Origin of the sequence: Thiohalocapsa sp. ML1 (assembly GCF_001469165.1) — a bacterium.
Lineage (GTDB): Bacteria > Pseudomonadota > Gammaproteobacteria > Chromatiales > Chromatiaceae > Thiohalocapsa.
This window is the reverse complement of sequence record NZ_JABX01000037.1, coordinates 1-22,271: the sequence shown is the minus strand read 5'-3', so window position 1 is coordinate 22,271 and position 22,271 is coordinate 1. Positions and strand designations below refer to the sequence as shown.

General features: G+C 68.4%; 26 protein-coding genes. 13 read left to right on the top strand and 13 right to left on the bottom strand.

Annotated features, from left to right (window positions below):
* Window positions 1–709 precede the first annotated feature (709 nt).
* From ML01_RS19795 to ML01_RS19780, 4 genes are all read right to left on the bottom strand, one after another.
* Window positions 710–3,604: an SUMF1/EgtB/PvdO family nonheme iron enzyme gene (locus tag ML01_RS19795; RefSeq protein WP_058557121.1), complete on the bottom strand. Its 2,895-nt coding sequence runs from the start codon at window positions 3,602–3,604 to the stop codon at window positions 710–712.
* A 102-nt stretch (window positions 3,605–3,706) separates the two neighbouring features.
* Window positions 3,707–4,393: a hypothetical protein gene (locus ML01_RS19790; RefSeq protein WP_156427870.1), complete on the bottom strand. Its 687-nt coding sequence runs from the start codon at window positions 4,391–4,393 to the stop codon at window positions 3,707–3,709.
* Window positions 4,368–4,688, bottom strand: a complete 321-nt coding sequence (locus ML01_RS19785) for a hypothetical protein (protein ID WP_058557119.1) — start codon at window positions 4,686–4,688, stop codon at window positions 4,368–4,370. The genes ML01_RS19790 and ML01_RS19785 overlap by 26 nt, the downstream gene beginning before the upstream one ends.
* Window positions 4,681–4,962, bottom strand: coding sequence for a hypothetical protein (locus ML01_RS19780; RefSeq protein ID WP_058557118.1), 282 nt, complete (start codon window positions 4,960–4,962; stop codon window positions 4,681–4,683). Before ML01_RS19780 ends, ML01_RS19785 begins: the two co-directional genes overlap by 8 nt.
* Before the next feature lie 179 nt (window positions 4,963–5,141).
* Between ML01_RS19780 and ML01_RS19775 the strand changes: the two genes are divergently transcribed.
* Together ML01_RS19775 and ML01_RS29075 are read left to right on the top strand one after the other, a co-directional pair.
* Window positions 5,142–5,432, top strand: coding sequence for a type II toxin-antitoxin system ParD family antitoxin (locus ML01_RS19775; RefSeq protein WP_058557117.1), 291 nt, complete (start codon window positions 5,142–5,144; stop codon window positions 5,430–5,432).
* Entirely contained in the window at window positions 5,429–5,575 is a 147-nt protein-coding gene (locus tag ML01_RS29075; protein WP_156427869.1) for a hypothetical protein, read from the top strand. Before ML01_RS19775 ends, ML01_RS29075 begins: the two co-directional genes overlap by 4 nt.
* Before the next feature lie 13 nt (window positions 5,576–5,588).
* On the opposite strand, the gene ML01_RS19770 is transcribed toward ML01_RS29075, so the two are convergent.
* Window positions 5,589–6,146: a Uma2 family endonuclease gene (locus ML01_RS19770; RefSeq protein WP_058557116.1), complete on the bottom strand. Its 558-nt coding sequence runs from the start codon at window positions 6,144–6,146 to the stop codon at window positions 5,589–5,591.
* Between the two features lie 226 nt (window positions 6,147–6,372).
* Between ML01_RS19770 and ML01_RS19765 the strand changes: the two genes are divergently transcribed.
* Both ML01_RS19765 and ML01_RS19760 read left to right on the top strand, forming a co-directional pair.
* Complete coding sequence (locus ML01_RS19765; RefSeq protein ID WP_058557165.1) at window positions 6,373–6,615, top strand: toxin HicA; 243 nt, start codon at window positions 6,373–6,375, stop codon at window positions 6,613–6,615.
* On the top strand, window positions 6,608–6,937 hold the full coding sequence (locus ML01_RS19760; RefSeq protein ID WP_058557115.1) for a type II toxin-antitoxin system HicB family antitoxin: 330 nt from the start codon (window positions 6,608–6,610) through the stop codon (window positions 6,935–6,937). Before ML01_RS19765 ends, ML01_RS19760 begins: the two co-directional genes overlap by 8 nt.
* On the opposite strand, the gene ML01_RS19755 is transcribed toward ML01_RS19760, so the two are convergent.
* A complete protein-coding gene (locus ML01_RS19755; RefSeq protein WP_216819236.1) occupies window positions 6,919–7,257 on the bottom strand; it encodes a type II toxin-antitoxin system PrlF family antitoxin in 339 nt (112 codons plus the stop codon). The genes ML01_RS19760 and ML01_RS19755 overlap by 19 nt on opposite strands.
* Before the next feature lie 226 nt (window positions 7,258–7,483).
* Here ML01_RS19755 and ML01_RS19750 point away from each other — a divergent pair, with 226 nt between their 5' ends.
* The 3 genes from ML01_RS19750 (at window position 7,484) to ML01_RS19740 (ending at window position 12,161) form a co-directional block, all read left to right on the top strand.
* Window positions 7,484–7,855, top strand: a complete 372-nt coding sequence (locus ML01_RS19750; RefSeq protein ID WP_058557114.1) for a cysteine-rich small domain-containing protein — start codon at window positions 7,484–7,486, stop codon at window positions 7,853–7,855.
* 189 nt (window positions 7,856–8,044) lie between these two features.
* Window positions 8,045–11,809 (top strand): methionine synthase, encoded by a 3,765-nt coding sequence (gene metH, locus ML01_RS19745; protein ID WP_058557113.1) that lies wholly within the window; start codon window positions 8,045–8,047, stop codon window positions 11,807–11,809.
* 55 nt (window positions 11,810–11,864) lie between these two features.
* On the top strand, window positions 11,865–12,161 hold the full coding sequence (locus ML01_RS19740; RefSeq protein WP_058557112.1) for a hypothetical protein: 297 nt from the start codon (window positions 11,865–11,867) through the stop codon (window positions 12,159–12,161).
* A 171-nt stretch (window positions 12,162–12,332) separates the two neighbouring features.
* Here ML01_RS19740 and ML01_RS19735 read toward each other — a convergent pair whose 3' ends face one another.
* Window positions 12,333–12,782, bottom strand: coding sequence for a GNAT family N-acetyltransferase (locus ML01_RS19735; protein WP_256363661.1), 450 nt, complete (start codon window positions 12,780–12,782; stop codon window positions 12,333–12,335).
* Window positions 12,783–12,844: 62 nt separating this feature from the next.
* Window positions 12,845–13,201 (bottom strand): DUF1778 domain-containing protein, encoded by a 357-nt coding sequence (locus ML01_RS19730; protein WP_254045324.1) that lies wholly within the window; start codon window positions 13,199–13,201, stop codon window positions 12,845–12,847.
* Between the two features lie 244 nt (window positions 13,202–13,445).
* On the opposite strand from ML01_RS19730, the gene ML01_RS19725 reads away from it, so the two are divergent.
* Complete coding sequence (locus tag ML01_RS19725; protein WP_058557109.1) at window positions 13,446–14,033, top strand: Uma2 family endonuclease; 588 nt, start codon at window positions 13,446–13,448, stop codon at window positions 14,031–14,033.
* A gap of 50 nt (window positions 14,034–14,083) precedes the next feature.
* A complete protein-coding gene (locus ML01_RS19720; protein ID WP_156427868.1) occupies window positions 14,084–14,314 on the top strand; it encodes a hypothetical protein in 231 nt (76 codons plus the stop codon).
* Here ML01_RS19720 and ML01_RS19715 read toward each other — a convergent pair.
* Window positions 14,299–15,369 carry an Sfum_1244 family protein gene (locus ML01_RS19715; protein ID WP_058557107.1) on the bottom strand — a complete coding sequence of 357 codons (1,071 nt, stop codon included), beginning with the start codon at window positions 15,367–15,369 and terminating at the stop codon, window positions 14,299–14,301. The two genes, ML01_RS19720 and ML01_RS19715, sit on opposite strands and share 16 nt — an antisense overlap.
* Window positions 15,370–15,592: 223 nt before the next feature.
* Here ML01_RS19715 and ML01_RS19710 point away from each other — a divergent pair, with 223 nt between their 5' ends.
* Window positions 15,593–16,147, top strand: a complete 555-nt coding sequence (locus ML01_RS19710) for a hypothetical protein (RefSeq protein ID WP_058557106.1) — start codon at window positions 15,593–15,595, stop codon at window positions 16,145–16,147.
* Here the strand turns inward: ML01_RS19710 and ML01_RS19705 are convergent.
* Both ML01_RS19705 and ML01_RS19700 read right to left on the bottom strand, forming a co-directional pair.
* Window positions 16,105–17,070, bottom strand: coding sequence for a DMT family transporter (locus ML01_RS19705; RefSeq protein ID WP_058557105.1), 966 nt, complete (start codon window positions 17,068–17,070; stop codon window positions 16,105–16,107). The genes ML01_RS19710 and ML01_RS19705 overlap by 43 nt on opposite strands.
* Before the next feature lie 142 nt (window positions 17,071–17,212).
* On the bottom strand, window positions 17,213–17,998 hold the full coding sequence (locus ML01_RS19700) for a DNA-formamidopyrimidine glycosylase family protein (protein ID WP_058557104.1): 786 nt from the start codon (window positions 17,996–17,998) through the stop codon (window positions 17,213–17,215).
* 1,273 nt (window positions 17,999–19,271) lie between these two features.
* On the opposite strand from ML01_RS19700, the gene ML01_RS19695 reads away from it, so the two are divergent.
* Entirely contained in the window at window positions 19,272–19,616 is a 345-nt protein-coding gene (locus tag ML01_RS19695) for an HPF/RaiA family ribosome-associated protein (RefSeq protein ID WP_058557103.1), read from the top strand.
* Between the two features lie 104 nt (window positions 19,617–19,720).
* On the opposite strand, the gene ML01_RS19690 is transcribed toward ML01_RS19695, so the two are convergent.
* Entirely contained in the window at window positions 19,721–20,434 is a 714-nt protein-coding gene (locus ML01_RS19690) for an SDR family NAD(P)-dependent oxidoreductase (RefSeq protein WP_058557102.1), read from the bottom strand.
* On the opposite strand from ML01_RS19690, the gene ML01_RS29720 reads away from it, so the two are divergent.
* Both ML01_RS29720 and ML01_RS19685 read left to right on the top strand, forming a co-directional pair.
* Window positions 20,433–20,624 (top strand): hypothetical protein, encoded by a 192-nt coding sequence (locus ML01_RS29720; RefSeq protein WP_162268068.1) that lies wholly within the window; start codon window positions 20,433–20,435, stop codon window positions 20,622–20,624. The two genes, ML01_RS19690 and ML01_RS29720, sit on opposite strands and share 2 nt — an antisense overlap.
* Before the next feature lie 81 nt (window positions 20,625–20,705).
* On the top strand, window positions 20,706–21,635 hold the full coding sequence (locus tag ML01_RS19685; protein ID WP_058557164.1) for an NAD(P)H-binding protein: 930 nt from the start codon (window positions 20,706–20,708) through the stop codon (window positions 21,633–21,635).
* Window positions 21,636–21,669: 34 nt separating this feature from the next.
* Here the strand turns inward: ML01_RS19685 and ML01_RS19680 are convergent, their stop codons facing one another.
* The gene (locus ML01_RS19680; protein WP_058557163.1) at window positions 21,670–22,146 is read right to left on the bottom strand and encodes a rhodanese-like domain-containing protein; all 477 of its coding nucleotides are present in this window, start codon (window positions 22,144–22,146) and stop codon (window positions 21,670–21,672) included.
* Window positions 22,147–22,271: the final 125 nt, after the last annotated feature.

The following is a 22,271-nucleotide window of genomic DNA, read 5'->3' as shown; positions in this document are numbered from 1 at the left end:
GCGGCGCCTTGCCGGTGGTTGGAGCCCGCCGCACGGTGAAGGAGCACATGCGCGGCCAGCAGCAAAGCGAGCAACTGGAGCGGACCCTGCGTCGGGTGCTGCGCGAGGAGCTCGCATCAAGCCAAACGGACTGATTGAGCGTCACGGATCGAAGCCGGGCTGGCGCAAGCCGGCAGACCGCGGCAGTCGGATGGTGAGGCGCCACGGGGCTTGCGCCCGGTGGCGGCGCCTCGGTTTGGTATGCGTCCGACGGCCTTGCTGGTCACCCAGCGCGCCGAGCTTCGGCGGCCGTGCGGACGGGACGCACCCGCGCCATCCCTCCACCAACCCTCCGCAACTTGATCAGAGATATCTAGCCAACCGTAATCGACAAGGCCTGTCGGACCCTGAGTCGGGAAAGGGGGATGTGGCCGGCACAGCACACGCGGAAACCCAGCGTGTTGTTCCTGTTGTCGATGTTGTTGCGGTTGCGAAAGGCGGCACGCGACGCGGCCTGTTGATTGTTCCAGGACCCGCCGCGCACCGCGCGCCGATGCCGGGGCACCCCACCGGTTCCACCGGCTGCGCTCAGCCTAGGCCACGGCGAGCACCAACGCGAGCCCCAGAGCGAACACTTTAAGTGCTCATCCGAAAAATCGCGCGTGACCGCGCTGCGCGCGGTGAAGACAGCGACGCGGACGTCAGCGATCAGCGGACAGCGATGCAGCGATCAGCGGATGGGGCCGGCACAGCACACGCGGAAACCCAGCGTGTTGCTCCTGCCGTCGATGAGGTCGCGGTTGCGAAAGGCGGCACGCGACGCGGCCCGTTGAAGGTCCCAGGACCCGCCGCGCACCGCGCGCATCTCGTCGCCATCCAGCGAGACATCCTCCAGGTCGTCGAACTTGTTCAGACACCACTCCCAGACGTTGCCGGCGCAGTCCATCAGGCCATACGGGGAGCGGTTGCCGGGGTATAGCCCGACGGCCGTGGTCTCGTTCAGCTTGAGTGGGCCGTCGTTCTCCGCGGTCTCGTCGACGTTGGCGGCGCCGCTGGTGTACTCACCCACCCAGGGAAACTCGCGCCCGTCCATGCCGCGGGCGGCCTTCTCCCACTCCAGCTCCGTGGGCAGGCGGACCTCCTGCTGGTCGGTCAGATCGCCCCTCGCACGCAGTCGCGCGGTCAGCCAACGGCAGAAGGCCACCGCCTCCAGCCAGTTCATGGCCACACGCGGGCGATTGCCGGCGGTCCATTTGTGCTCGTAGGCGGTGTACTTGTCGCGCGGCCACCAGGCGTCATCGGCATAGTCGTCGGCCTGGACGAAGGCGCGGTACTGCGCGTTGGTGATGGGATAACGGGCGATGCGATAGGCGCCGGTGGTGCGCTGCTCGCCGTCCTGCCAGATGAGCTCGCCGGCCGGCACCTCGCACCAGGCGATGGCCGGCAGGCCGTCGGCATCGACGCCGATGCCGTCGCGGTCGTCTCCCAGCGCGTCCAGCAGGTCGCCGACGGCGACCCGGTGCCGGTACCAGCGCTCGGCGTCGGGGCCGGCGAACAGGGCGTCGATGTCGATGCCGGCGCGCAGCCAGCCGGCGATGTCGCTGCCCTGCTCGGCATCGCGCTCACGCAGTTGCCGGACCAGCTCGGTCAGGGTCTCCGCCTTTCGCTCGAAGCGGGTCAGGGTGTGCAGCAGGTGGCCGCGGGCATCCGCGTCGCCTGCCGTGTGCGCTTCAAGCGTCAGCGCAAACAGTTCCGCTGCGTCGTCGTGCGCCAGGTAGTGCGCCACCAGCGGCTCGTCCTTGACCAGGCCCGGCCAGAGCTCCGCCGCGTCGAACAGCCGCCGCAGGTCGTCCAGCATGTGGGTGGGGAGGTCCTTGTCCCGCCGCCCTTCGGCATGCCAGCGGCGGGCGTCGCGCTGGACCTGCGGGGCGCGGATCAGGGCCTCCTTGCGGCGCCCGATCCAGTCCGCGAGCGCCGGCCAGGCGCGGAACAGGGCCTCGTGGGCGACCTCGACGACGCGGCCGGCGGGGGCGTCGGGCTCGGTGCGGGGCGCGTCGAGGGCCTGGGTCCGCGCCGCGCCCTTGACCAGCAGGCGCGTGTCCGTGGCGGACAGGGCGTCGACGAGCTTGCGTGCATCCGCATCGTCGTCCCAATGGCAGAGATCCTCGCGCTTGCGGGTCGCGGCACCGTCCGCCTGCACGGTCAGGAGGCGACTGAAGACCCGCGGCAGCACCTGCTCGGCCTCGTCGCCGACGACGGCGGCGGCCTTCTCGGCGCGGTCGCGGATGATGCGGTCCAGGCCGGAGACGGCGGGGGCGGGGGCCGCGGCTTCGGCTTCGGCTGCGGCTTCGGCTGCGCCGGCATCCGGCGGCGGCAGATAGTCCGTCAGGCACATGCGCGGCTGCTCGCGCAGGCCGGCCGCGTGCTCCCGGCGGCAGCGGTCGTAGAGGTCCTTGAGCGCGAAGGCGAGCAGCGCCAGGCTGCCGGGCTGGCCGGCGGCGTCCTGCACCAGCCGGCGGGCCAGGTCCGTGTCCATCTCGGCGCGAGATTCCGGGCGCAGCTTGCGCGCGAGCGGCCCGGTCACCATGGCCGCGAGCGCGCCCGTGTCCGGGGCGTCCACGTGGTACTGGCTGCCGTCGTGGTTCATCTCGGCACGCAGGCCGCGGTGGGCGATGCAGGCGTCATGAAAGTCCGAGCGCACGGTGGCGACGACGCGGAACCGGTCCAGGTGCAGCGCGGCGGTGAGCCGGTCCAGAAACAGCGCGGACAGCGCCTTGTCGATGCTGGTGAACAGCTCCTCGAACTGGTCGATGATCAAGAGCCATTCGGCGTGCTGCGGCCGGCCGGCGAGCACGCGCGTGCGCAGGTCCGCGAATGCCTGCGGATCATCCCGCAGCGCACGGGCCTCCTGCCCGCCGTCGCGCAGCCCGAGCACCCGCGGCTCGGCTTCGCGGAGCCCCAGCAGCAGCGTTCTGAAGGGGTCGGACAGCCCTTCGTCCGCCGGCTTCATGGGGCTGATGACCCAATCCGCAGAGCCCGCGATGGGTGTGCGCGCGGCGTCGTGCAGGCTCGCCCAGAGCCCGGCGCGGGCGAGCGAGGACTTGCCGGAGCCGGAGCGCCCGGTCACCAGCACTAGCCGGCGGCCCTGCTTGCCCTGGAGCTTGGCGAGCAGCTCGCCGGTCTCGGTCTCGCGGCCGAAGAAGATGGGCGCCTGCGTGTGGTCGAAGGCGGCCATGCCGGGATAGGGCTCATGGTCCCAATCCGGCTGGACCTCGAAGCCGGGGCAGCCGAGCCGGGCGGCGAGGTCCGCGATGCGCGGGCCCGCGTCGGCGTGGTTGGCGTAGCGCTCGCGGGCCTCGGCGAGCAGGGCGCAGAGGGGTGGCAGCGGCGGGCCGCCGGGGAGCGCGACCGGCGTGCGGAGCGTGCTGCAATGGCGGACCAGCTCCCAGGCGGCGTCTCTGGCGCCGCCCGCCCAGGTCATCTCGTCCAGCACCGGGTGCCGCGTGCCCAGGGCGCACTCGGCAAAGCCCCGGCGCGGGCCTTCCTGCTGCCAGACCGGCAAGAGCACGAGCAGGGACTGCAGGTCTCGGAGAACGGCATCGTCGAGGATGGCATCCTTTGGCATCGCTCCCGTGTGCGCCCTGTGCGTCGAATAATCGCTGCATTCTAGCCGACGCGCAGTCCAACCGCGCCGCCTGGCGGCAGCGGGCGCGGTCGCCGGATGCGATCAGTTGCAGCCGAGCAAGCGCAGCAGCTCGCGGACCTCGGCGTCGCGCCGCGGATCGCCGGGGAAATCGCGCCCGATGGCATCGACGAGCATGCAGAGCGGCGGCTTCGCATCCTTGTGAAAACCGGCGGGAGGCGCGCAGGCCTGGATCACGGCGTGTGCCGCGTCCTTCGCGCTGCCGGAGAGCGGGATCTCGTCGAGCAGTGGATGGCCGTCGCCCAAGGCGTTGCCGATGATGCGCTGCCGGGATCGCGGCTCGCGCCAGCCCGGCAGCTCGCACAGGAGTTGCTGCGCCCGGATCCGGGTCGCCTGATCGACGAGGCAAGCACCCGCGTCGGCCCGCACCTGCGGCTCGGAAGCGGTGCCCGCATCGGCACCCGGTCTAGCGGGAGCCGGCTCGCCGGCAGCCGATGTGGTGCGCTTGGACCAAACCCAGACAACGAACGCGATGAAGGCGGTCGCCATGACCGTATCGGCCACGCCGCCGGAGCGCGCCGCAAGCCAGTCCAGCAGCGGGCGCCAGGTGTCGGCAGCCCACAGCAGATCCCACACCGAGGCCAGCCATGCAGCGACATCCGCGGCGACGGCGCGGATGCCGTCGAGCAGGCCTGTCGCGGCGTCGTTTGGCGCCGACGGCGAAGCCAGGCTGACGGCGCTATGTCTACCGCTTTCCGTAGGTACTGTCATGATCCGGCGCGATGCTGAGCAAACGGATGAACGCCCCTTCGCGATAGGCCGTTGCGCGCCTTGACCGGGTGATCCGCAGCGAATACAGCGCGGCGATGCCGGGGGGCGGCTCGACGCTGGCGATCTTCTCCCACTTGAGGCCGGCGTCCCGATAGACCTGATCCCAGGTCAGCCGCCGCAGCTTGTTGAGCGTTTCAAGCGCGGCCTGCCGGTCAGCCTTTTGCAGGCCGAACAGACCCTCCTGAAAGACAGGGTTGTTCAGATCCAGGCGGACCTTGGCGCCGTCTTCAGGCATCGTCCTCGGCGAGCCTGCTCAGCACCCGGTCGGTGGCACGATCATCGGCCGGGTTTGCGCTCGCCCAGTCGAGAGCGCGCTCAAGATCAGCGGCGGCCTCGGGCTGCAAGAGCCAGCGTTCGTTGTCCGGTACCACGGTTGCCGTGCGCACCAGCCAGACGCCGGGCTCCTGCTCCTCCACCAGCACCTGCCGGCCGGCGTATTGCTTGCCCAGCGAGATCTGGCCGTTGCTGCCGACCATCTTCACCATCGTCGAGGTTGCCGTCGTGCTCATCACGGAATCCTTCGGTTATCGTGCAGAACGAAGGCACGATAGCACTGGTGCGGGACGGCTGCACATCAAACGCCAGCATCGGCTTCGCAGCGATCAACGCAGAGGACCACCTGAATTCTGCCGACGCTGCGTAACCTCGGGACCTGTCACACAGTCGTAGTCAGCAACGGAGCCAAGCCATGCCCACACGCAACGTTGTTCTGACCGATCACCAGGACGGCATCATCGGCGATCTCGTCGCGAGCGGTCGCTACCAGAACGCGAGCGAGGTGCTGCGCGCCGGTCTGCGCCTGCTGGAGCAGCGCGAGGCGGAGGACGCCGCCCGGCTGGATGCCCTGCACCGGGCCGTCGCCGAGGGCATCGCGGACCTGGCAGCGGGGCGCTTCGAGACGCTCGCGAGCGCGGCTGACGTCGATGCCTACCTCGACGCCATCGACCGCGAGCCGCCGTCGGACAGGCCGGCGGCATGACCCGGCTGGTTATCTCGGCGGCTGCCCGCCGGGATATCCGCCAAGCCCTCGATCACAGCGCCCGGCATTGGGGAGTCGTGCAGGTGATTCGCGTACTGCACGACGCGATGGACCTGGCGCAGGCGTTGGCGCGTGCCCGTTGAGCGCAATGTCGCATCAACCGCCCAGGATGTACCCGACATCGATGGCCGTGGCCTCGAAGGGCGGCAGCTTGACCGGCTCCGCGGTGTCGTCCGGCGCGGTGAGGGTCGCGACGATGCGGTAGGTGTCGCCTTCCAGCGCGTAGACGACCAGGGTGCGATCCTCCGGCCAGATGAGCCAGTAGTAGGGCACGCGGTGGCGTTGGAGCAGCAACAACAGGGTCAGGGTGTCCTTGCGCTCGTGGCCGGGTGAGACGATCTCGCAGACCCAGTCCGGGGTCAGCTCCACCACGCCGCGCGGGCGTTCCGGCATACGCTCTTTGCGCCAGCCCGCGAGGTCGTGGCTCGGGCACTGGTGGGCTTCGTAGGCGACGCTGATCTCGGTGGCGATCCACCAGCCGCCCGGGCCGGACTTGCGGTTGAAGGTTCCGAGCTCCTCGCGGGCGGCACCTTGCGCCATACCATGCTCGCCACGGGCCATGGGGCGGCGGACGATCTCGCCGTCGATGAGCTCGACGCGCTCGTCGGGCTCGGCGAGCAGATCGGCGACGGTGTAGAGCTTGCGGGCTTCCATCGGCTTGCCTCGCTGGGGTTGCGCTCGGGTGGTCGTCAGGCGCATGCGGCGCCCGAACGGCTCTCGCAACAGGCTAGCGCAGGCGACGCCGCGATGCGACCGCTGAGCTTGGTGGTATGGATTGCGTCGGCTTGATGGCACCGGCGCTCCAGCGCCGCGTGACAGCGGTTCATCCGACCGCCGCGATAGGTTGCCCAGTGTCAATAGTGCAACTATGCTCATGAAGATGGACGGCATCGAGAAGATCTTGCGCAAGGCTAGGGAGAACCCGGCGACTCTGCGCTTCGCCGAGCTGCGCAAGCTGTGCGAGCACTTCTTCGGGGAGCCGCGGCAGACCAGCAGCCATTTGATCTTCAAGACACCATGGCCGGGCGACCCCAGGGTCAATATCCAAGACCGGCAGGGCAAGGCCAAGCCCTACCAGGTCCGACAGGTACTCGCGGCAATAGACAAGCTCGACAATGATTGACCCGCAGCACTACACCTATCGCGTGATCTGGTCGGCGGAGGACCGGGAATTCGTCGGCCTCTGCGCGGAGTTTCCGAGCCTGTCGCACCTGGACGAGACCCAGGTCGGCGCGCTCCGCGGCATCGGCGCGCTGGTCGCCGACGTCGTGGCGGACATGCTGGCCGGCGGCGAGGCGCCGCCGACCCCCATCGCGGATCGGCACTATTCGGGGCGCTTCCAGGTGCGGGTCACGCCCGACCTACACCGACGCCTGGCGATCCGGGCGGCGGAGGCGAACGTGAGCCTGAACCGCGTCGTCAGCGATCAGCTTGCCAAGCCTTGAGGGCCTGCCGACGTTGCCGCGTCGGCGGGTCGCCGGGCCTCGATGGTGGCGATCTTCGCGACATCGCCCTGACGAAGGCGCGTTTCGGCGTCAGAGATCGGCATAGGCCGCCGCGTCCGCGTCCGAATGCCATTCATCGAATGCCATTCATCGAAGGTGTGGAAGGGGTCGTCTACGGGCTCGGCCCACCGCTTGGTGAGCATCACGCGGCCTTCCTCGAGTCGGTATTCAAGCTCGTCGCCGGCCTCGAGGTGCAGCGCCGCGCGCACCGGCTGCGGGATGGTCGTCTGGGCCTTGCTCGTGAGCTTGCTTGTGATCATGGTGCAGCCGTGGTCGGTAAGGAACTTCCTTGGGCGAGGCTAGCCGGTGACCGCCCGGCGGTCAACGCGACAGGGAGCTTGCGCCTTGGGATCGCGGGCTGGTAAGGATGCCCGCTGACCCTTTTGCCGGCAGGCGGTGCCGACACGGCCCTTGGCGGTTCCGACAGCGGCCTTACCTGCGAGGCTGATCTCGGCATTTCCCCGGCCCTCGGCCCTTCCCCTGCCCATGCAACCAAAAGACACGACAAACAACGAGGCTTTCAAGGGTTTCACCAACCACGAATGCCCCTTCCTGCCCTGCCACAAGGGTGTCAAGCGGGAATTCAACTGCCTGTTTTGTTATTGTCCGCTCATCGCGTACGAGTGCCCGGGGCCGTACCTGGTGTTCGAGGACAAGCACGGCCTGCGGCGCAAGGACTGCTCCGCCTGCAGCCTGAATCACGACGGCTACCGGGCGTCCTGGGCCTTCATCCAGAAGTGGTTGGAGCAGCCCGTGATCTGGAACGGCCACGAGCAGAGCCCTCGCTATCTTCCCAAGGCGCGGCAAGCCGCAAGCGGCCCCGCGACCGCCGAGCCCGACGACGCAGACGAGCGCTGAGAAACCATCTCCATCCGGCCGCCGCCCGCGGTGGTGGTCGCAGCGTTTGCATCGCCGCCGGCTTCCCGGCGCGCGCCGAACCGAACGAGCCCGGCGCGGCGCCATCAGGCACGCCGCGTGCCTACAATTCGCTGACGAACCGCCGCGGCCCCTCGCACCCGCCGGCGCCAACCCCACGGCAGTAACGCTATGACCGACCGCACCGCCCTCCTCCACCAGCACCTTAGCCGGCGCATCCTGATCCTCGACGGCGCCATGGGCACCATGATCCAGCGCCGCAAGCTCGAGGAGGCCGACTACCGCGGCGAGCGCTTCGCGGACTGGCCGCGAGACCTCAAGGGCAACAACGACCTGCTGGTGCTCACCCGCCCGGACGTCATCGCCGACATCCACGGTGAGTACCTGGCCGCCGGTGCGGACATCATCGAGACCAACAGCTTCAACGGCACCCGCATCGCCATGGCCGACTACGGCATGGAGGAGCTGGCCTACGAGATCAACGTCGCCGCCGCCCGCCTCGCCCGCAAGGTCGCCGACGGCTACAGCACGCCCGAGAAGCCCCGCTTCGTCGCCGGCGTGCTCGGGCCGACCAACCGCACCGCGTCCATCTCGCCGGACGTGAACGATCCGGGCTTTCGCAACGTCGACTTCGACACCCTGGTGACGGCCTATGCCGAGTCCACCCGCGGCCTGATCGAGGGCGGCGCCGACATCATCCTGGTGGAGACCATCTTCGACACCCTGAACGCCAAGGCCGCGCTGTTCGCGGTGTGGCAGGTGTTCGATCAGGACGGCGTGACACTGCCGATCATGATCTCGGGCACCATCACCGATCAGTCCGGCCGCACGCTGACGGGCCAGACCACGGAGGCCTTCTACAACAGCCTGCGCCACGCCGAGCCGCTCAGCATCGGGCTCAACTGCGCGCTGGGGCCGAAGGAGCTGCGCCAGTACGTCGAGGAGCTGGCCCGCATCGCCGAGTGCCGCGTGTCGGCCCACCCCAACGCCGGCCTGCCGAACGAGCTGGGCGGCTATGACCTGGGGCCGGAGGAGATGGCGGAGGAGGTCGTGGACTGGGCGCGCCAGGGCTGGCTCAACATCGTCGGCGGCTGCTGCGGCACCACGCCCGATCACATCAAGGCCATCGCCGAGGGCGTCGCCGGCATGGCGCCGCGCCAGGCACCGACCATCGAGCCCGCCTGCCGGCTCTCGGGCCTGGAGCCCTGCAACATCACCAAGGACAGCTTCTTCGTCAACGTCGGCGAGCGCACCAACGTCACCGGCTCCGCGCGCTTCCGGCGCCTGATCAAGGAGGGCGACTACGACACGGCGCTGTCGGTGGCCGTGGAGCAGGTGGAGAACGGCGCCCAAGTCATCGACGTCAACATGGACGAGGGCCTGCTCGACGCCGTCGAAGCCATGCGCCGGTTCCTGAACCTGGCCGCCGCGGAGCCGGACATCTCGCGCGTGCCGGTGATGATCGACTCCTCCAAGTGGGAGGTCATCGAGACCGGGCTGAAATGCGTGCAGGGCAAGCCCATCGTCAATTCCATCTCCATGAAGGAGGGCGAGGCGAAGTTCATCGAGCAGGCGCGCCTCTGCCGGCGCTACGGTGCCGCGGTGATCGTGATGGCCTTCGACGAGGTGGGCCAGGCGGACACGCAGGCGCGCAAGATCGAGATCTGTACCCGGGCGTACCGGATACTGACCGAGCAGGTCGGCTTCCCGTCCGAGGACATCATCTTCGACCCGAACATCTTTGCCGTCGCCACCGGCATCGAGGAGCACAACAACTACGCGGTGGACTTCATCGAGGCCACGCGCCGCATCAAGCAAACGCTGCCGAACGCGCTGATCTCGGGCGGCGTGTCCAACGTGTCCTTCTCGTTCCGCGGCAACGACCCGGTGCGCGAGGCGATTCACGCCGTGTTCCTGTTCCACGCCGTGCAGGCGGGCATGGACATGGGGATCGTGAACGCGGGCCAGCTCGCGATCTACGACGACCTGCCCGCCGAGCTGCGCGAGGCGGTGGAGGACGTGATCCTGAACCGCCGCGACGACGCCACCGAGCGGCTCTTGGATCTGGCGCCCAAGTACAAGGGCGACGGCGCCGTCGCCGAGAAGACGGAGGACCAGGAGTGGCGCAGTTGGCCGGTCGAGAAGCGGCTGGAGCACTCGCTGGTCAAGGGCATCACGGACTTCATCGAAGAGGACACCGAGGCCGCCCGGCAGGCTGCCGACAAGCCGCTGGAGGTGATCGAAGGCCCGCTCATGGACGGCATGAACGTCGTCGGCGACCTGTTCGGCGCCGGCAAGATGTTCCTGCCGCAGGTGGTGAAGTCCGCCCGCGTCATGAAGAAGGCGGTGGCCTACCTGTTCCCGTACCTCGAAGCCGAGAAGGCCGCCTCCGGCCAGGCGGGCAAGAGCAACGGCAAGTTCCTGATCGCCACCGTGAAGGGCGACGTGCACGACATCGGCAAGAACATCGTCGCCGTCGTGCTCCAGTGCAACGGCTACGAGGTCATCGACTTGGGCGTCATGGTGCCCGCGGAGACGATCCTCACTCGCGCCCGCGAGGAGGGCGTCGACATGATCGGCCTGTCCGGCCTCATCACGCCGTCGCTCGACGAGATGGTGCACGTGGCCAAGGAGATGGTGCGACAGGGCATGGACATGCCGCTCCTGATCGGCGGCGCAACGACGTCCAAGCTGCATACGGCGGTGAAGATCGCCCCGCAGCGCGCGGCGCCGACCATCTACGTCGTAGACGCCTCCCGTGCCGTCGGCGTGGTCAGCAACCTGCTGAGCAAGACCCAGCGGGAGCGCTATGTCGCGGAGATCGCCGCGGAATACGACAAGCTCCGGGTCGAGCGCGAGGCCAAGGGCAGCGCGCGCAAGTCCATGGCCCTGTCCGCGGCGCGCGCCAATAAGGTGCCCGTCGATTGGGCCGCCTATGCGCCGCCGCGTCCCGCCATCCTCGACGACCAGCCCGCCCTGCCGGAGGGCCTGGACCTGAAGATCAAGGTGGAGCGTGCCGGCGACGGCGTGATCCTCACCATCCACGAGTATCCGCTGGACGATCTCAAGCGCTACATCGACTGGTCGCCGTACTTCAACGCCTGGGAGCTGGCGGGCAAGTACCCGGCCATCCTGGATGACGAGGTCGTCGGCGAGGAGGCCCGCAAGCTCTTCGACGACACGCTGCCGTTCCTGGAGCAGATCGTGCAGGAGCGCTGGCTCAAGGCCGCCTGCGTCTGCGGCTTCTTCCCGGCCAACAGCGTCGGTGACGACGACATCGCCGTCTATGCGGACGCGTCCCGCAGCGACAAGCTCGCCGATCTGCACATGCTGCGCCAGCAGATGCTTCGCTCCGCCGCCAAGGGCCAGCCGAACCTCTGCCTCGCGGACTACCTGGCGCCCGCGGACAGCGGCACGCCGGACTGGATCGGCGCCTTTGCCGTCACCGCCGGCATCGGCATCGACGCCCACGTGGCGCGCTTCGAGGCCGACCACGACGACTACCACAGCATCATGCTGAAGGCGCTGGCTGATCGCCTCGCCGAGGCCTTCGCGGAGCGCCTGCACCAGCTCGTGCGCACGCACCTGTGGCGCTACGTGCCCGGCGAGCAGCTCGACAACGACGCGCTGATTGCCGAGCAGTACGCCGGCATCCGCCCGGCGCCGGGCTACGCCGCCTGCCCGGACCACACCGAGAAGGGCACGCTGTGGCAGATCCTCAAGCCCGACGAGCGCATCGGGCTGACCCTCACCGAGAGCTTCGCGATGCTGCCGACGGCGGCCGTCTCCGGCTGGTATTTCTCGCACCCGAGCTCGCGCTACTTCGGCGTCGGCCGCATCCAGAAGGATCAGGTGGAGGACTACGCCGCCCGCAAGGGCATGACGCTGGAGCAGGCCGAGCGTTGGCTCTCGCCGGTGCTGGGCTACGATCCTTAGAGATGAGCGCGGGCGAGGTCTCGCGCGACGACGCCAAGACGCAATGGGAGCCAGGATGACAAACAGCGACCTGACCATCGAGATCCTGCGCGAGATCCGCGACGGCATTCGCGATCTGCGCACCGATTTCATGCAGCGACTCGACGAGACCAACTCGCGGCTCGACCAGACCAACGCGAGGCTCGAGAACGTCGAGCACGGCCTGCTGGATCTCGGCAAGTTCATGCGCCAGATCGCGCTCGATCAGGCCCGGCATGAGCGCTTTCACACCCATCACGTCGACATCCTGGAAGACGACATGAAGGATCTGAAGGTCCGCGTGCAGCGCCTGGAGGATCGCGCAGGCGCCTGACGAATCTGCCCCCGTCGCCCTATCCGAAGGATTCCCCGCTACGGAGAGCCGGCGGTGCAGACGGGCGCAACGCACGTGTAGACGCCGCACGATCGGCTGCGATTTCCCGACTAGGAAAGCGTGCGCACACGCGGAGGTTGCCGATCGAGAAGCGGCTGCGCCCGGATACTGTCAGGCTGAGCTCGCAGCGACTCGCTGCAGAACCTTCCGTGACAACAGCAGGCGTCCGGGCTGTCCGGGCATGGGCACGAAGCCGAAGTGCCGGTAAAACTCCGCTGCCGCGGTGTCCTTGGCATCCACCAGGAGGCCGGTGACCGCGAGCACCGCGCTGGCCTGCTCCACCTTGCGGCAGGCGTCGAACAGCAGCATCGAGCCGAGCCCACGCCCCTGAAACGACTCGTCAACGGCCAGTCGGCCCAGTAGCGCCACCGGGACCGGATAGCGCGGCAGCCTGCGTGCAAGCTCCTGCGGCAGGTCTTCGCATCGGACCGAGCCGGCACTGAGGGTGTAGAAGCCGGCCAAGCGGTCTTGCGTCTCCCGCGGCGTCGCAACGAAGACCCGAGCGACGCCGCGTTTGACATCCTGTGAAGCGTAGCGACGAATGTACGCATCCGGTTGCACCGTCCCACATTGAAAGCCTGCCCTGTCGACTTTGTCGTCGAGCGACCGGATGCGGAACCGCGTCACGCTGATTCGACGTCCGCCGCATGACGCCGAGCGGCCCTGAGCAGCGCCGGGCTCGGCTCCGCCGGCGCATCCAATGCGGTCAGAAATGCAGTGAAGTCCGCTTCCGGCAAGCTGATGGATTCGCGCTCTCGCACCACCTGCTCGGCCGCCTGAACCGCCCTCGACAGCACGAACTCGGATAGGGTCACGCGTGCATGGCCGGCAGCCCGATCCAGCAAGGCCCGGGTCTGCTCGTCGCAGCGGATGTTCAGTCGACGTTCTTTGGTGCTTGCTTGGGGCATCGCTCGGGTCGGCTCGGCTGGGATTTGGGCAAAATTGTGCGTCCGATGTGAGTACAAAGCAAGCAGCATCATCGCGCCGATTGGTTGGGTTACGATCCTTGACACCGCCGATGTCCCGCGACGGCGCACCAACGCGCCCACGTCGACATCCTGGAAGATGATATGAAGGATCTGAAGGTCCGCGTGCAGCGCCTAGAGGACCGCGCCGGCACCTGACGCGGCCGGAACCCATGCCATGAGCACGCCGTTGCCGACCGAGATTCCCGCGCCCGACGCTATACTCCGGCGCAGACATCCCCGACTACGGAGGCGCAACATGACAGCCCAACCCGTGCCACAGCTCTCCTTCGAGGACTGGCTTGCCATCGAGCGCGCCGCCGAAGACCAGCGCAGCGAATTCGTCGCCGGCGAGGTCTTCGCGATGACCGGCGCGACGGAGCAGCACAACCTCATCGTCGCCAATGTCGTCCGCGAGCTCGGCAACGCACTCAAGCGCAAGCCCTGCCGGGTCTACCCGAGCGATCTCAAGGTCCGTATCGAGGCCGACAACGTCGGCACCTACCCCGACGCCATGGTGATCTGCGGCGAGCGCGCGTTCCACGACAACCGCCGCGACGTGGTGACCAACCCCACGCTGATCGTCGAGGTGCTGTCGGAGTCCAGCGAGGCCTACGACCGGGGCGACAAATTCGCGCATTACCGCACCTTGCCGAGCCTGCAGGCTTACCTGCTGCTCTCGCAGGAGCGCGTGCAGGCGGAGCTCTTCGTACGCCAGCCGGACGGCACCTGGAAAATGCTGGCGCTCGACGACCCGGCCGAGCGCATCCCACTCGCCGTCTTCGACGCCGAGCTCATACTCGGCGAGCTCTACGACAAGGTGGAATTCGCGGCTCGGCCGGGCTGAATCGGACCGCCAAGCCGATCGATTCCGAGCCAACCCCTGGAATGCCGGCGATGCCGAACCGCAAGCGCATCGGCTCAGACTGGGCGATGCAGCGGCTGCTGCGTTCCGAGGCCAGCCTCGGCATCCTGGATGGGTTCCTGAATCGCCCGGTTGCAGGTGCTCCCTTGACCCGCGGGCGGTGCGGGGCGAAGGGCAACCTGCCCCTCATCCTCGACTCTGCGCTCGCCGACGGCGTGCGGCGCTGGCGCGTCGGGCACCGGAGCTGTTATTCGACGCCGTAGAGCTGCCGCGACTCCGCCAGCTCCCGCAGCGCGTCCGCGAGGTCGTCGGTGTCCTCGTCGGCCGCGCGATGCCGCGCCAGCATGTCGTGGCCGAGTGCTAGCCAGTGGGACCGCGCCACCGCGGCAAGCTGCGCCAGCGGCCAGGTGCCCTCGCCCATGCGCCAGGCATCGTATGCGGCCGTGAGTCCGGGGAATAGGTGCTTGCGCATGTTGTTCAGGTTGCCCACGTAGAAGTGCAGCGCCGGGGCGTCGGCGCGCTCGGCGAGCTTCGGCAGGGTCACCAACGCATCGGCGAGATGATCGCGCACGGCACGGGCTGCCAGCTCCGCCGGCGTGCCCACGAGGTCCGCGACCATCGCGTTCCAGGCGGCGTCGCCCAGCAGCCGGCCGGCCTCGTACTCGCCCTGCTCGTGCAGCAGCGCGTTGTCGATCTCGCGGTCGGTCATGGCGTCCAGCGCGCCTTCCAGATCGCCGTCGAAGTCGTAACACGTGAAGGCGCGGCCCAGGGCGTTGTCCGGGCGGTTCCAGCGCCAGCTTTCGAACTTTTCCCAAAGCATCCGCCGCAGCGACTCGCGGCGCAGGAAGATGCTGTTGCCGAGCGTCATCGCCGGCGGCGCGGCGAGATCCCGGGCGTACTCGCCGGCGGCAACAAAGACGGTGTAACCGCCACGGCGCACCCGCCGCGCCAGCCGGCCCAGGAAGAAATGCGGCTTGGCGCGGTTGCCGAGGCCGCTGCTGTAGACCAAGCCCTCGTCGGCCAGGGATGCGTTGATGGCGGCGGCGTCGAAGGGGTCGTAATCGCGCCCATGGATGGACAAGGGCTTGAGCTCCGCGTCTTCCAGCCCTTCCCAGAGCTCCTCGCGGGCCGCGAGCCAGTCGCCCACGTCGTCCTTGGCGAGGGGCGCGCCGTAGGGGAGCTTGCGCTGCCAGCGGTAATATTCGCGCATCTTCATCAGGTACACGCACAGCGAGAAGTCGGCGCCGTGTCTGGCATCTGAAACGTCGCAGTTGTACTGCACCGCATCAGTGAGGGTTTCGATCTCATGGGGCTGCATGCCGGCGACCTCAGGGGCTGGCGGGGCACGGCGATCGACCACAACGGCTGCGCGCGGTCCCGCGGACGAACCTATTCCTGAGTGCAATTGTCGGGCAAAACGAAAGCAGTTCAAGCGTTCCCTCAGCAAATCCCTCGTACCGCGCGTCGGCGCCTTTGCGCAGCCGCGCCGCCGCCCCCACGTGCGCGTGTTGATAGTCACGCACCACAGGAGAATCAGCACCATGGCGCTGCGCATCAAGAGCCATTGGCAGAACGAGGAGGTCGACCGCTCGCTCGCCGACGTCGGCGGCGCGCTGGCCTTCATCGCCTTCCGCATCGCCACGGACAAGGCCATCACGCTCCACTGCGAGCGTTTCGTCTACCGCGACGACGCCCAGCGCATGCTGGTAATCCAGGAATACGTGATCTTCCTCGTGCAGATCGCAGACCGGCTCGCCCATCGGCGCTTCGACGACGACCAGCGCCGAGAGCTCATCACCGCCTTTGCCAAGAAGTGCTTTGAGCACGTGCAGGACAACAGCCAGGACCTGCTCGGCCCCGGCGACTACGGCTCGCCCTTCATCGCGCGACTCAACGAGCGCTCCGCCGAGTACGCCGAGCTCACCGTGGACAAGGACGGCCCCTCATACGGCTTTTTGCGCCACCTGGGCTTCGAGATCCAGCAGCTCATGGGCGACGCCGAAGAGAACCGCTGGGTCATCGACCAAGTGATGGACAAGGACGGCTGGGACGCCTACAAGCGCTTTGCCAAGGCCTTTAGAGACCTGTTCGAGTAACCAGCGCCGATGCGCGCCTTGGGCGTCCGCCGCGACCAGAGAATTCCCGACAGGATCAGCACCAGCCCCAGCAGGTGACCGGCCGTCGGCTCCTCATCGAGAAACAAGATGCCGATGCCGACCGCCCAGAGCGGGATCAGGTAGTTCATCTGCGACGTAAACGACGGACCCGCGGTGCGGATGAGCCGGAAGTAGATCACCATCGCCGTCGCGGTCGAGAAGAGCCCCAGGAACCCCACAGCGCCGAGCACCGCTGGCGTCAGCGCCGCTGCCGCATCGGCGAGGCGCGCACCGGTCCAGGTGTCGAGCCCGAGCGGCAACGACAACAGCGCGGCCAGCGCCGTGGTCGCCGCCGCCGTCGGCAGCGCATGGCTCGGCGGCTTGAGCCGGGCCAGGATCGCGGACGTGCCGTAGCTGAGCGCCCCGGCGAGCACCGCGAGCATCGGCAACAGCGGGCCGCGGTCGCCACCGACGGCGAGCAGCGCCTCCGGGCCGATCAGCACGACGATGCCGGCGAAGCCGATCAGAAAGCCCAGCACCCGATTGCCAGTGAGGCGCTCGCCGGGCACGAAGACGTGCGCGAGCCCGAGTGTGGCGAGCGGCATGATTGCCATCAGGATGCCGGCGAGCCCGCTGTCGATGAACCGCTGCCCCCAGGTGATCAGCGAGAACGGCAGCAGGTTGCCAAGGACGGCGATGAGGCCGAAAAAGAACCACAGCCGCACCCCACGCGGCACCGCCTGGCGCAGCAGCCAGGCGAGCCCGACCAGCACCAGCGCGCCGAGGCCGAGCCGCGCCGTGACCACCCACTCCACCGGCAGCGCGCTCACCGCAAGCTTAGTGAACAAAAAAGACGAGCCCCACATCGCCGTCAGCGCGAACAGGCTGAGCCACTCGCCGGGGCCGTGGCGATGGGCGCTCATGGCGCCGGCGCGCAGGGCCGAGGACCAAGGGCCAAGGGAGCCCGCCTCGGCCCTCGGCCCTCGGCCCTCGTCTCCCCTGCCGCGACGACCGGATTGCGCGCGACAGCGCTCGGTGCCCCGGTCGGCCTGAGGCTCTGCCTCGCTAGCCCTGGCACACCGAACACCAATAGGTCGATCGCGGCTGTCGGCCAAGCACGGCCCGGCGCACCGGCGTCCCACAGTGAAAACACGGCAGATCGCGGCGTCCGTAGACCCAGAGCCGGCCGCGACCATCGGCCACGAAGCGCGTGGTGCGGGCGCCGCCGCCCAGATTCTCGCCCAAGAGCGCAGCGGCGCGCCGATACAGCGCGAGCAGGGCCGCGTCGTCCAGATCGCGGATGCGCGCGAGCGGTGCGCGCCGCTCCAGGAACAGCACCTCCGACTTGTAGACGTTGCCGATGCCGGCGGCGATGCGCTGGTCGAGCAGCAGGTCCACCAGCGTGGTGTCGGGCGCGAGAAAGGCGGCGACGCGCCGCCGCAGCTCGGCCGGCGCCACGGCGTCGCGGATCAGGTCAGCGCCCAACCGCGCGGCCTGGTCCGCGCGCTGGAAGCCGGACCTTCGAAGCCACTGCACCTCCTTCGCGTTGAAGCAGACGAAGTCGTCCGTTTCGGTGCTCACTACGACTGACGCCTGCCGCCGCGGCTTCCGCCAGTCCGCCCCGCGCGGATACCTGTGCCAGGCGCCGTACATGCCGAGATGGCTGCGCAGCGCCGTGTCGTCGTCGAAGGTCAGGAACAGGTGTTTGCCCTCACTGGTGACCCGCAGCACCCGCCGAGCGCCCGCCGAGGCCCCGAACGCCGGATGCAGCCGTACCGCCGTGACGACGCGGCCCGCCAGCGCAGCATCCAGATACACTGCGAGCTTGTGGATGGTGTCGCCTTCGGGCATGTCGTCGTGTTACCGGCCCCGAGCCAGCCGCGGAGGATAGCCCGTTGGCGGCGCAGAACGCGCACGGGCCAAAAAAACCCCGCCCGAAGGCGGGGGAACACGACAAGGAGTCAGAGAGCTTCATGGAAGCTCGACGGCTTTGAGCCGCCGCCAGCACGAAAAGTTCAGCCTGCCCGTCCTGGTTCTACCCGCCGAAAGTCATGGTATTTTCCCGCCCGGGAACATGCGGGCAGCAGCGCATCGGGGCTCGCACCGAAGGACCGGACACGGACACGGCAAGGCCGCGCGGCGACCGCCCACAACGCACAGCGACCATCGCCCAAATGCCGCAACGACGACTCGCCGCGGCTCGCGAGCCGCAACCGCACCGTCAGGCGACATGAGAAACTGACCCACTAACGACATCGCATTCACGCCATGCCTCAAACAGCCGCGGGCAGGGACATTGGTTCGCACCGATGCCGCGATGCACGCAAACCCGGCCCCAAGCGCTCCCCTTTTTGAGCAGGCACGCATTTTGAGCAGGCACGCATTCGGAGATGACCCGATGCATCACCGCGCCTGCGCCCGATGTCACCCGCCGCGGGCGCTGGTCACCATGCAGGATTGCAACGCTGGATTGCAACGCTGGATTGCAACGCAGCGCCGACTTGAAACCCGCGCGCCGGATGACGACGTAGCGCCGACCGAGTTCGTGAGATAAGCAATTTGAGACAAGCAACGCGGATGGGGTTGAGACGCCGCGGAAGAGTTGTGCTACATTTCGTGCATCAGGTCCGGCAGGCACCACCCGAGCGCCCCCCACTCGCAGCCTGCCCACTCCGACTAGCACGCCACCGGCGCACGTGACCCGTGCAGCCGCGGCGGTCGGTGATTGGACCGACGCATTGCCTCTCGCTGCGGCAGCCGACCCGGCCGCGCTGGCCTTGCCGTTTTTGCTCCCGAGTACCTCGACCAGCGCGGGCACTGCCGCTGCCCGATGGTCAAGACCATGGCGCACTTCCGCCGAGCCATTCCCACAGGACAGCCAATGACTGGTGCCGGACGAGCACGTCTGCCGAGCCTCTGCCCCGGTCACCGCCGACGCGGTGGACCCGGCTCCGGCGTGCGCATGGCAGCCGCCGCTGTTCGGCCTTCCCCGTCCGGTGCGCAACAACCATCCCCGGCCGCCCTCCCCGGCGGCCGATCCTTCAACCGCGGCCCTGCGTGCTCTGTGCACCGCGCGCCGCGCCCTGCGACGGGGATCTCCCTCCGCATCACAATGAGGTAGTGAATGAGCGTACGCATCACCGGAGATACGCTTGCCCTCGACAGCAAGCTCGTCCGCCGAATCAACCAGCACGCGGACAACCTGCAAAGCGCGACACCGGACCAGCCCCTTGATCTGCAAGTCCGCATCGCCGAGGAGTTCGATCAATTGCGCGGTCACCGCGTCCGCTGCGAGCTCGTAGCCACGCTGTCCGCCAAACGCCAGATCATCGTCCGCGAGGCGCAGAAAAAGGCCGAGCAGGCCATCGACACGGCCTTCGCGGGCCTCAAGACCAAGCTCCGCCGCCAGCGCATTCAGAGCTTGGGTAGAGAAGGTGCGGCCCAGGCCCTGCGCGCCACCGGCACCTGAGCGAAACCGCACGCCTTGGCTCTCGGAATCCGGCGCCCCCAACCACGCCCGCGCGCACCGCCTGCACCCCGAAAGCGCCAAGCGCTGCCCCGGGCGGAGTCCGGTCAGAACAGCCGCAGCCGAGACAGCCCGGCATCCACGGCCACCACCTGCCCCGTCACGGCGCTCGCCTCCCCGAGCAGCCAGACAGCCGTTCGCGCCATGTCCGCCGCCGTGCCGATGCGCTTCAGCGGGTGGCGCTCCGCCGCCGCCCGGCGCTTGTCGTCGGAGCCGAGCAGCCGCTCCGCCAGCGGCGTATCGGTGAGCGTCGGCGCGATGGCGTTGACGCGGATGCGTGGTGCGAGCTCCGCCGCGAGCGAGCGCGTGAGCCCCTCCACCGCCCCCTTCGCCGCGGCCACCGCGGCATGGAACGGCATCCCGGTCTGCACCGCAACGGTACTGAACAAGAGCACCGCGCCCGCATCGCTCTGCTTGAGCGCCGGCAATGCGGCCTGCAACGTCCGTACGGCGCCGAGCAGGTTCAGCTCCCACTCCGCGTTGAAGTCTTGCTCTTTGAGCCGCTCGAAGGGCTTGAGCCGGATGCCGCCCGGGCAGTAGACGACGCCATCGAGCCGCTCCGGCAGCACCGCCGTCGGAAAGGGCTCGGTCAGCGCGTCCCAGCGGTGACCCTCTGTGCCGGGCAGGTCGGGCGCGTGCTCCGGGTGTCGGGACAGGTGCAGGACGCGATCGCCGCGCTCCACCAGTTCCTGCAACAGGGCCGCACCGATGCCGGAGCTGGCGCCGACGATGAGATAGTGTTTGGCGTCGCGTTGAGACATGGCTGATTGCTCCATCGATGGCTTCGGGGCAATGGACATGACGGCGGACGAAACATATACAACCAACACCAATGACTTCGAATACCTGGACAAACCATCTTCAAGCGCCCCTGTAGCCCGTTCAAACCAACCGGCCGACGCCCAGGCCGGGGCTGGAAATCGCCGCGAGGCACCGCACTTCCTTACCTGACGGGGGCGACGTGACCGCGGCCCCGCGTCACCAGGGGCGCGCGGTCGCGCGCGGGCAGAGCAACAAAGGCAGGTGGACCTCATGAAGATCGGCATCATTGGCGGCACCGGATTCGTCGGCAGCTATCTGCTCGACAGGCTCGCGGCAGACGGCCACAGCATGCGCGTGCTCACGCGCCCGGGCAGCGAGGGCAAGCTGCCGCCGCTCACGGGCGTCGAGGCCGTGACGGGGGACGTGGCGGACGAGAGCGCGCTGCGGGAATGTCTCACCGGCTGCGACGCGGCGGTGTATCTCATCGGCATTCTGCGCGAGGTGCCGAGCCGCGGTATCACCTTCGATGCCCTGCAACGCCGCGGGGCGGAGCGGACCGTCGCCGTCGCCGAGGCGCAGGGCGTCAAACGCTTTCTGCTCATGAGCGCGAACGGCGTCGATGAGGCCAAAACGCCCTACCAGACCACCAAGCTCGCCGCCGAAGAGGCCCTTAAGGCATCAAGCCTCGACTGGACCATCTTCCGGCCGTCGGTAATCTTCGGCCCGCCGCAGGGGCGCATGGAATTCTGCACCCAGCTCAAGCAGGAGCTGATCGACAGCCCAATGCCGGCGCCGTTGTTCTACGGCGGCGTGCTGCCCAAGGACCCGGGTGGTTTCCTGCTCGCGCCGGTGCACGCGGAAGACGTCGCTGCCGCCTTCGCAACCGCGCTGACGAGCCCCGAGGCCGTTGGTAGGACCTACGAGCTGTGCGGCCCGGCCGCGGTGAGCTGGAAGCAGATCCTCACCACCATCGCCCGCGCCTCCGGCAAGAAGAAGCTGATGCTGCCCGCACCGGTGTTGGTGGTCGGATCGGTGGCATCGGTGCTCGGCCGCTTCGAGTGGTTCCCGGTGACCCGCGATCAGCTCACCATGCTGCTCAGCGGCAACACCTGCACCGAGGACGGGCTGGCGGCGCTCGGCATCGCACCCATGCCATTCACCGAAGGCAACCTTGCCTACCTGACCGCACCGAGCGCCTGACCGCGCTCGGTGCGGCGCCGCCGAGGGCTCTGGCTCAAGCGGCGCCGCCGCTCGGGCGCTGCTGCTCCGGACGCAGCTTGGGGGTGAAGTAGACATCGGCGTCGTCGAGATCGACGTCGCGTCCCTTGGCGTCGATGAGCGGCTGCTCATAGTCCTTCCAGCCGCGCAGGCCGGTCTGCAGCGAGGCGACGTGCTCGTAGCCCAGCACCTGCATGGAGTGCGCGGCGAGCACGCTGCGATAGCCGGAGCGACAAACGACCACGACCTCGCGCCCCCGTGCCTGCACCAGCTCCGGGATGGTCTCCTCGTAGTCCCATTCGCAGGCGGACTCCAGGATGCCGCGCGGCACGTTGATCGAACCCGCGATATGCATCGCGTCGAACTCATAGGGCTCGCGCACGTCCACCACGAGCAGATCCGGGTTCTCGGCCAGGCGTTCTTCCAGATCCCAGGGCATGATCTCGCGGATATCGCTGAGGCAATTGCGGATCAATTCCAGAAAATTCTTCATGCGGTTGTCCAAGTGCTGTCGATGGCGCCTGTTGTAACCGATATGGATGGGCGCCGCGGCGAAGAACGTCAACCGGGGCGAGAAAGAACACATACCGAAGCGCTCGGCGAGTGCTCCGCATCAGT

Coding starts and splice junctions, on each gene's coding strand:
- ML01_RS29075 (WP_156427869.1), top strand. CDS start 5,429: ATGACCCGGCTGGTTATCTCGGCGGCTGCCCGCCGGGATATCCGCCAA.
- ML01_RS19730 (WP_254045324.1), bottom strand. CDS start 13,201: ATGATGCTGCTTGCTTTGTACTCACATCGGACGCACAATTTTGCCCAA.
- ML01_RS19720 (WP_156427868.1), top strand. CDS start 14,084: ATGCCGAACCGCAAGCGCATCGGCTCAGACTGGGCGATGCAGCGGCTG.
- ML01_RS19770 (WP_058557116.1), bottom strand. CDS start 6,146: ATGGAAGCCCGCAAGCTCTACACCGTCGCCGATCTGCTCGCCGAGCCC.
- ML01_RS19775 (WP_058557117.1), top strand. CDS start 5,142: ATGCCCACACGCAACGTTGTTCTGACCGATCACCAGGACGGCATCATC.
- ML01_RS19790 (WP_156427870.1), bottom strand. CDS start 4,393: ATGACAGTACCTACGGAAAGCGGTAGACATAGCGCCGTCAGCCTGGCT.
- ML01_RS19700 (WP_058557104.1), bottom strand. CDS start 17,998: ATGCCCGAAGGCGACACCATCCACAAGCTCGCAGTGTATCTGGATGCT.
- ML01_RS19695 (WP_058557103.1), top strand. CDS start 19,272: ATGAGCGTACGCATCACCGGAGATACGCTTGCCCTCGACAGCAAGCTC.
- ML01_RS19795 (WP_058557121.1), bottom strand. CDS start 3,604: ATGCCAAAGGATGCCATCCTCGACGATGCCGTTCTCCGAGACCTGCAG.
- ML01_RS19680 (WP_058557163.1), bottom strand. CDS start 22,146: ATGAAGAATTTTCTGGAATTGATCCGCAATTGCCTCAGCGATATCCGC.
- ML01_RS19750 (WP_058557114.1), top strand. CDS start 7,484: ATGCAACCAAAAGACACGACAAACAACGAGGCTTTCAAGGGTTTCACC.
- ML01_RS19690 (WP_058557102.1), bottom strand. CDS start 20,434: ATGTCTCAACGCGACGCCAAACACTATCTCATCGTCGGCGCCAGCTCC.
- ML01_RS19740 (WP_058557112.1), top strand. CDS start 11,865: ATGACAAACAGCGACCTGACCATCGAGATCCTGCGCGAGATCCGCGAC.
- ML01_RS29720 (WP_162268068.1), top strand. CDS start 20,433: ATGGCTGATTGCTCCATCGATGGCTTCGGGGCAATGGACATGACGGCG.
- ML01_RS19765 (WP_058557165.1), top strand. CDS start 6,373: ATGGACGGCATCGAGAAGATCTTGCGCAAGGCTAGGGAGAACCCGGCG.
- ML01_RS19705 (WP_058557105.1), bottom strand. CDS start 17,070: ATGAGCGCCCATCGCCACGGCCCCGGCGAGTGGCTCAGCCTGTTCGCG.
- ML01_RS19715 (WP_058557107.1), bottom strand. CDS start 15,369: ATGCAGCCCCATGAGATCGAAACCCTCACTGATGCGGTGCAGTACAAC.
- metH (WP_058557113.1), top strand. CDS start 8,045: ATGACCGACCGCACCGCCCTCCTCCACCAGCACCTTAGCCGGCGCATC.
- ML01_RS19685 (WP_058557164.1), top strand. CDS start 20,706: ATGAAGATCGGCATCATTGGCGGCACCGGATTCGTCGGCAGCTATCTG.
- ML01_RS19760 (WP_058557115.1), top strand. CDS start 6,608: ATGATTGACCCGCAGCACTACACCTATCGCGTGATCTGGTCGGCGGAG.
- ML01_RS19725 (WP_058557109.1), top strand. CDS start 13,446: ATGACAGCCCAACCCGTGCCACAGCTCTCCTTCGAGGACTGGCTTGCC.
- ML01_RS19780 (WP_058557118.1), bottom strand. CDS start 4,962: ATGAGCACGACGGCAACCTCGACGATGGTGAAGATGGTCGGCAGCAAC.
- ML01_RS19785 (WP_058557119.1), bottom strand. CDS start 4,688: ATGCCTGAAGACGGCGCCAAGGTCCGCCTGGATCTGAACAACCCTGTC.
- ML01_RS19755 (WP_216819236.1), bottom strand. CDS start 7,257: ATGATCACAAGCAAGCTCACGAGCAAGGCCCAGACGACCATCCCGCAG.
- ML01_RS19710 (WP_058557106.1), top strand. CDS start 15,593: ATGGCGCTGCGCATCAAGAGCCATTGGCAGAACGAGGAGGTCGACCGC.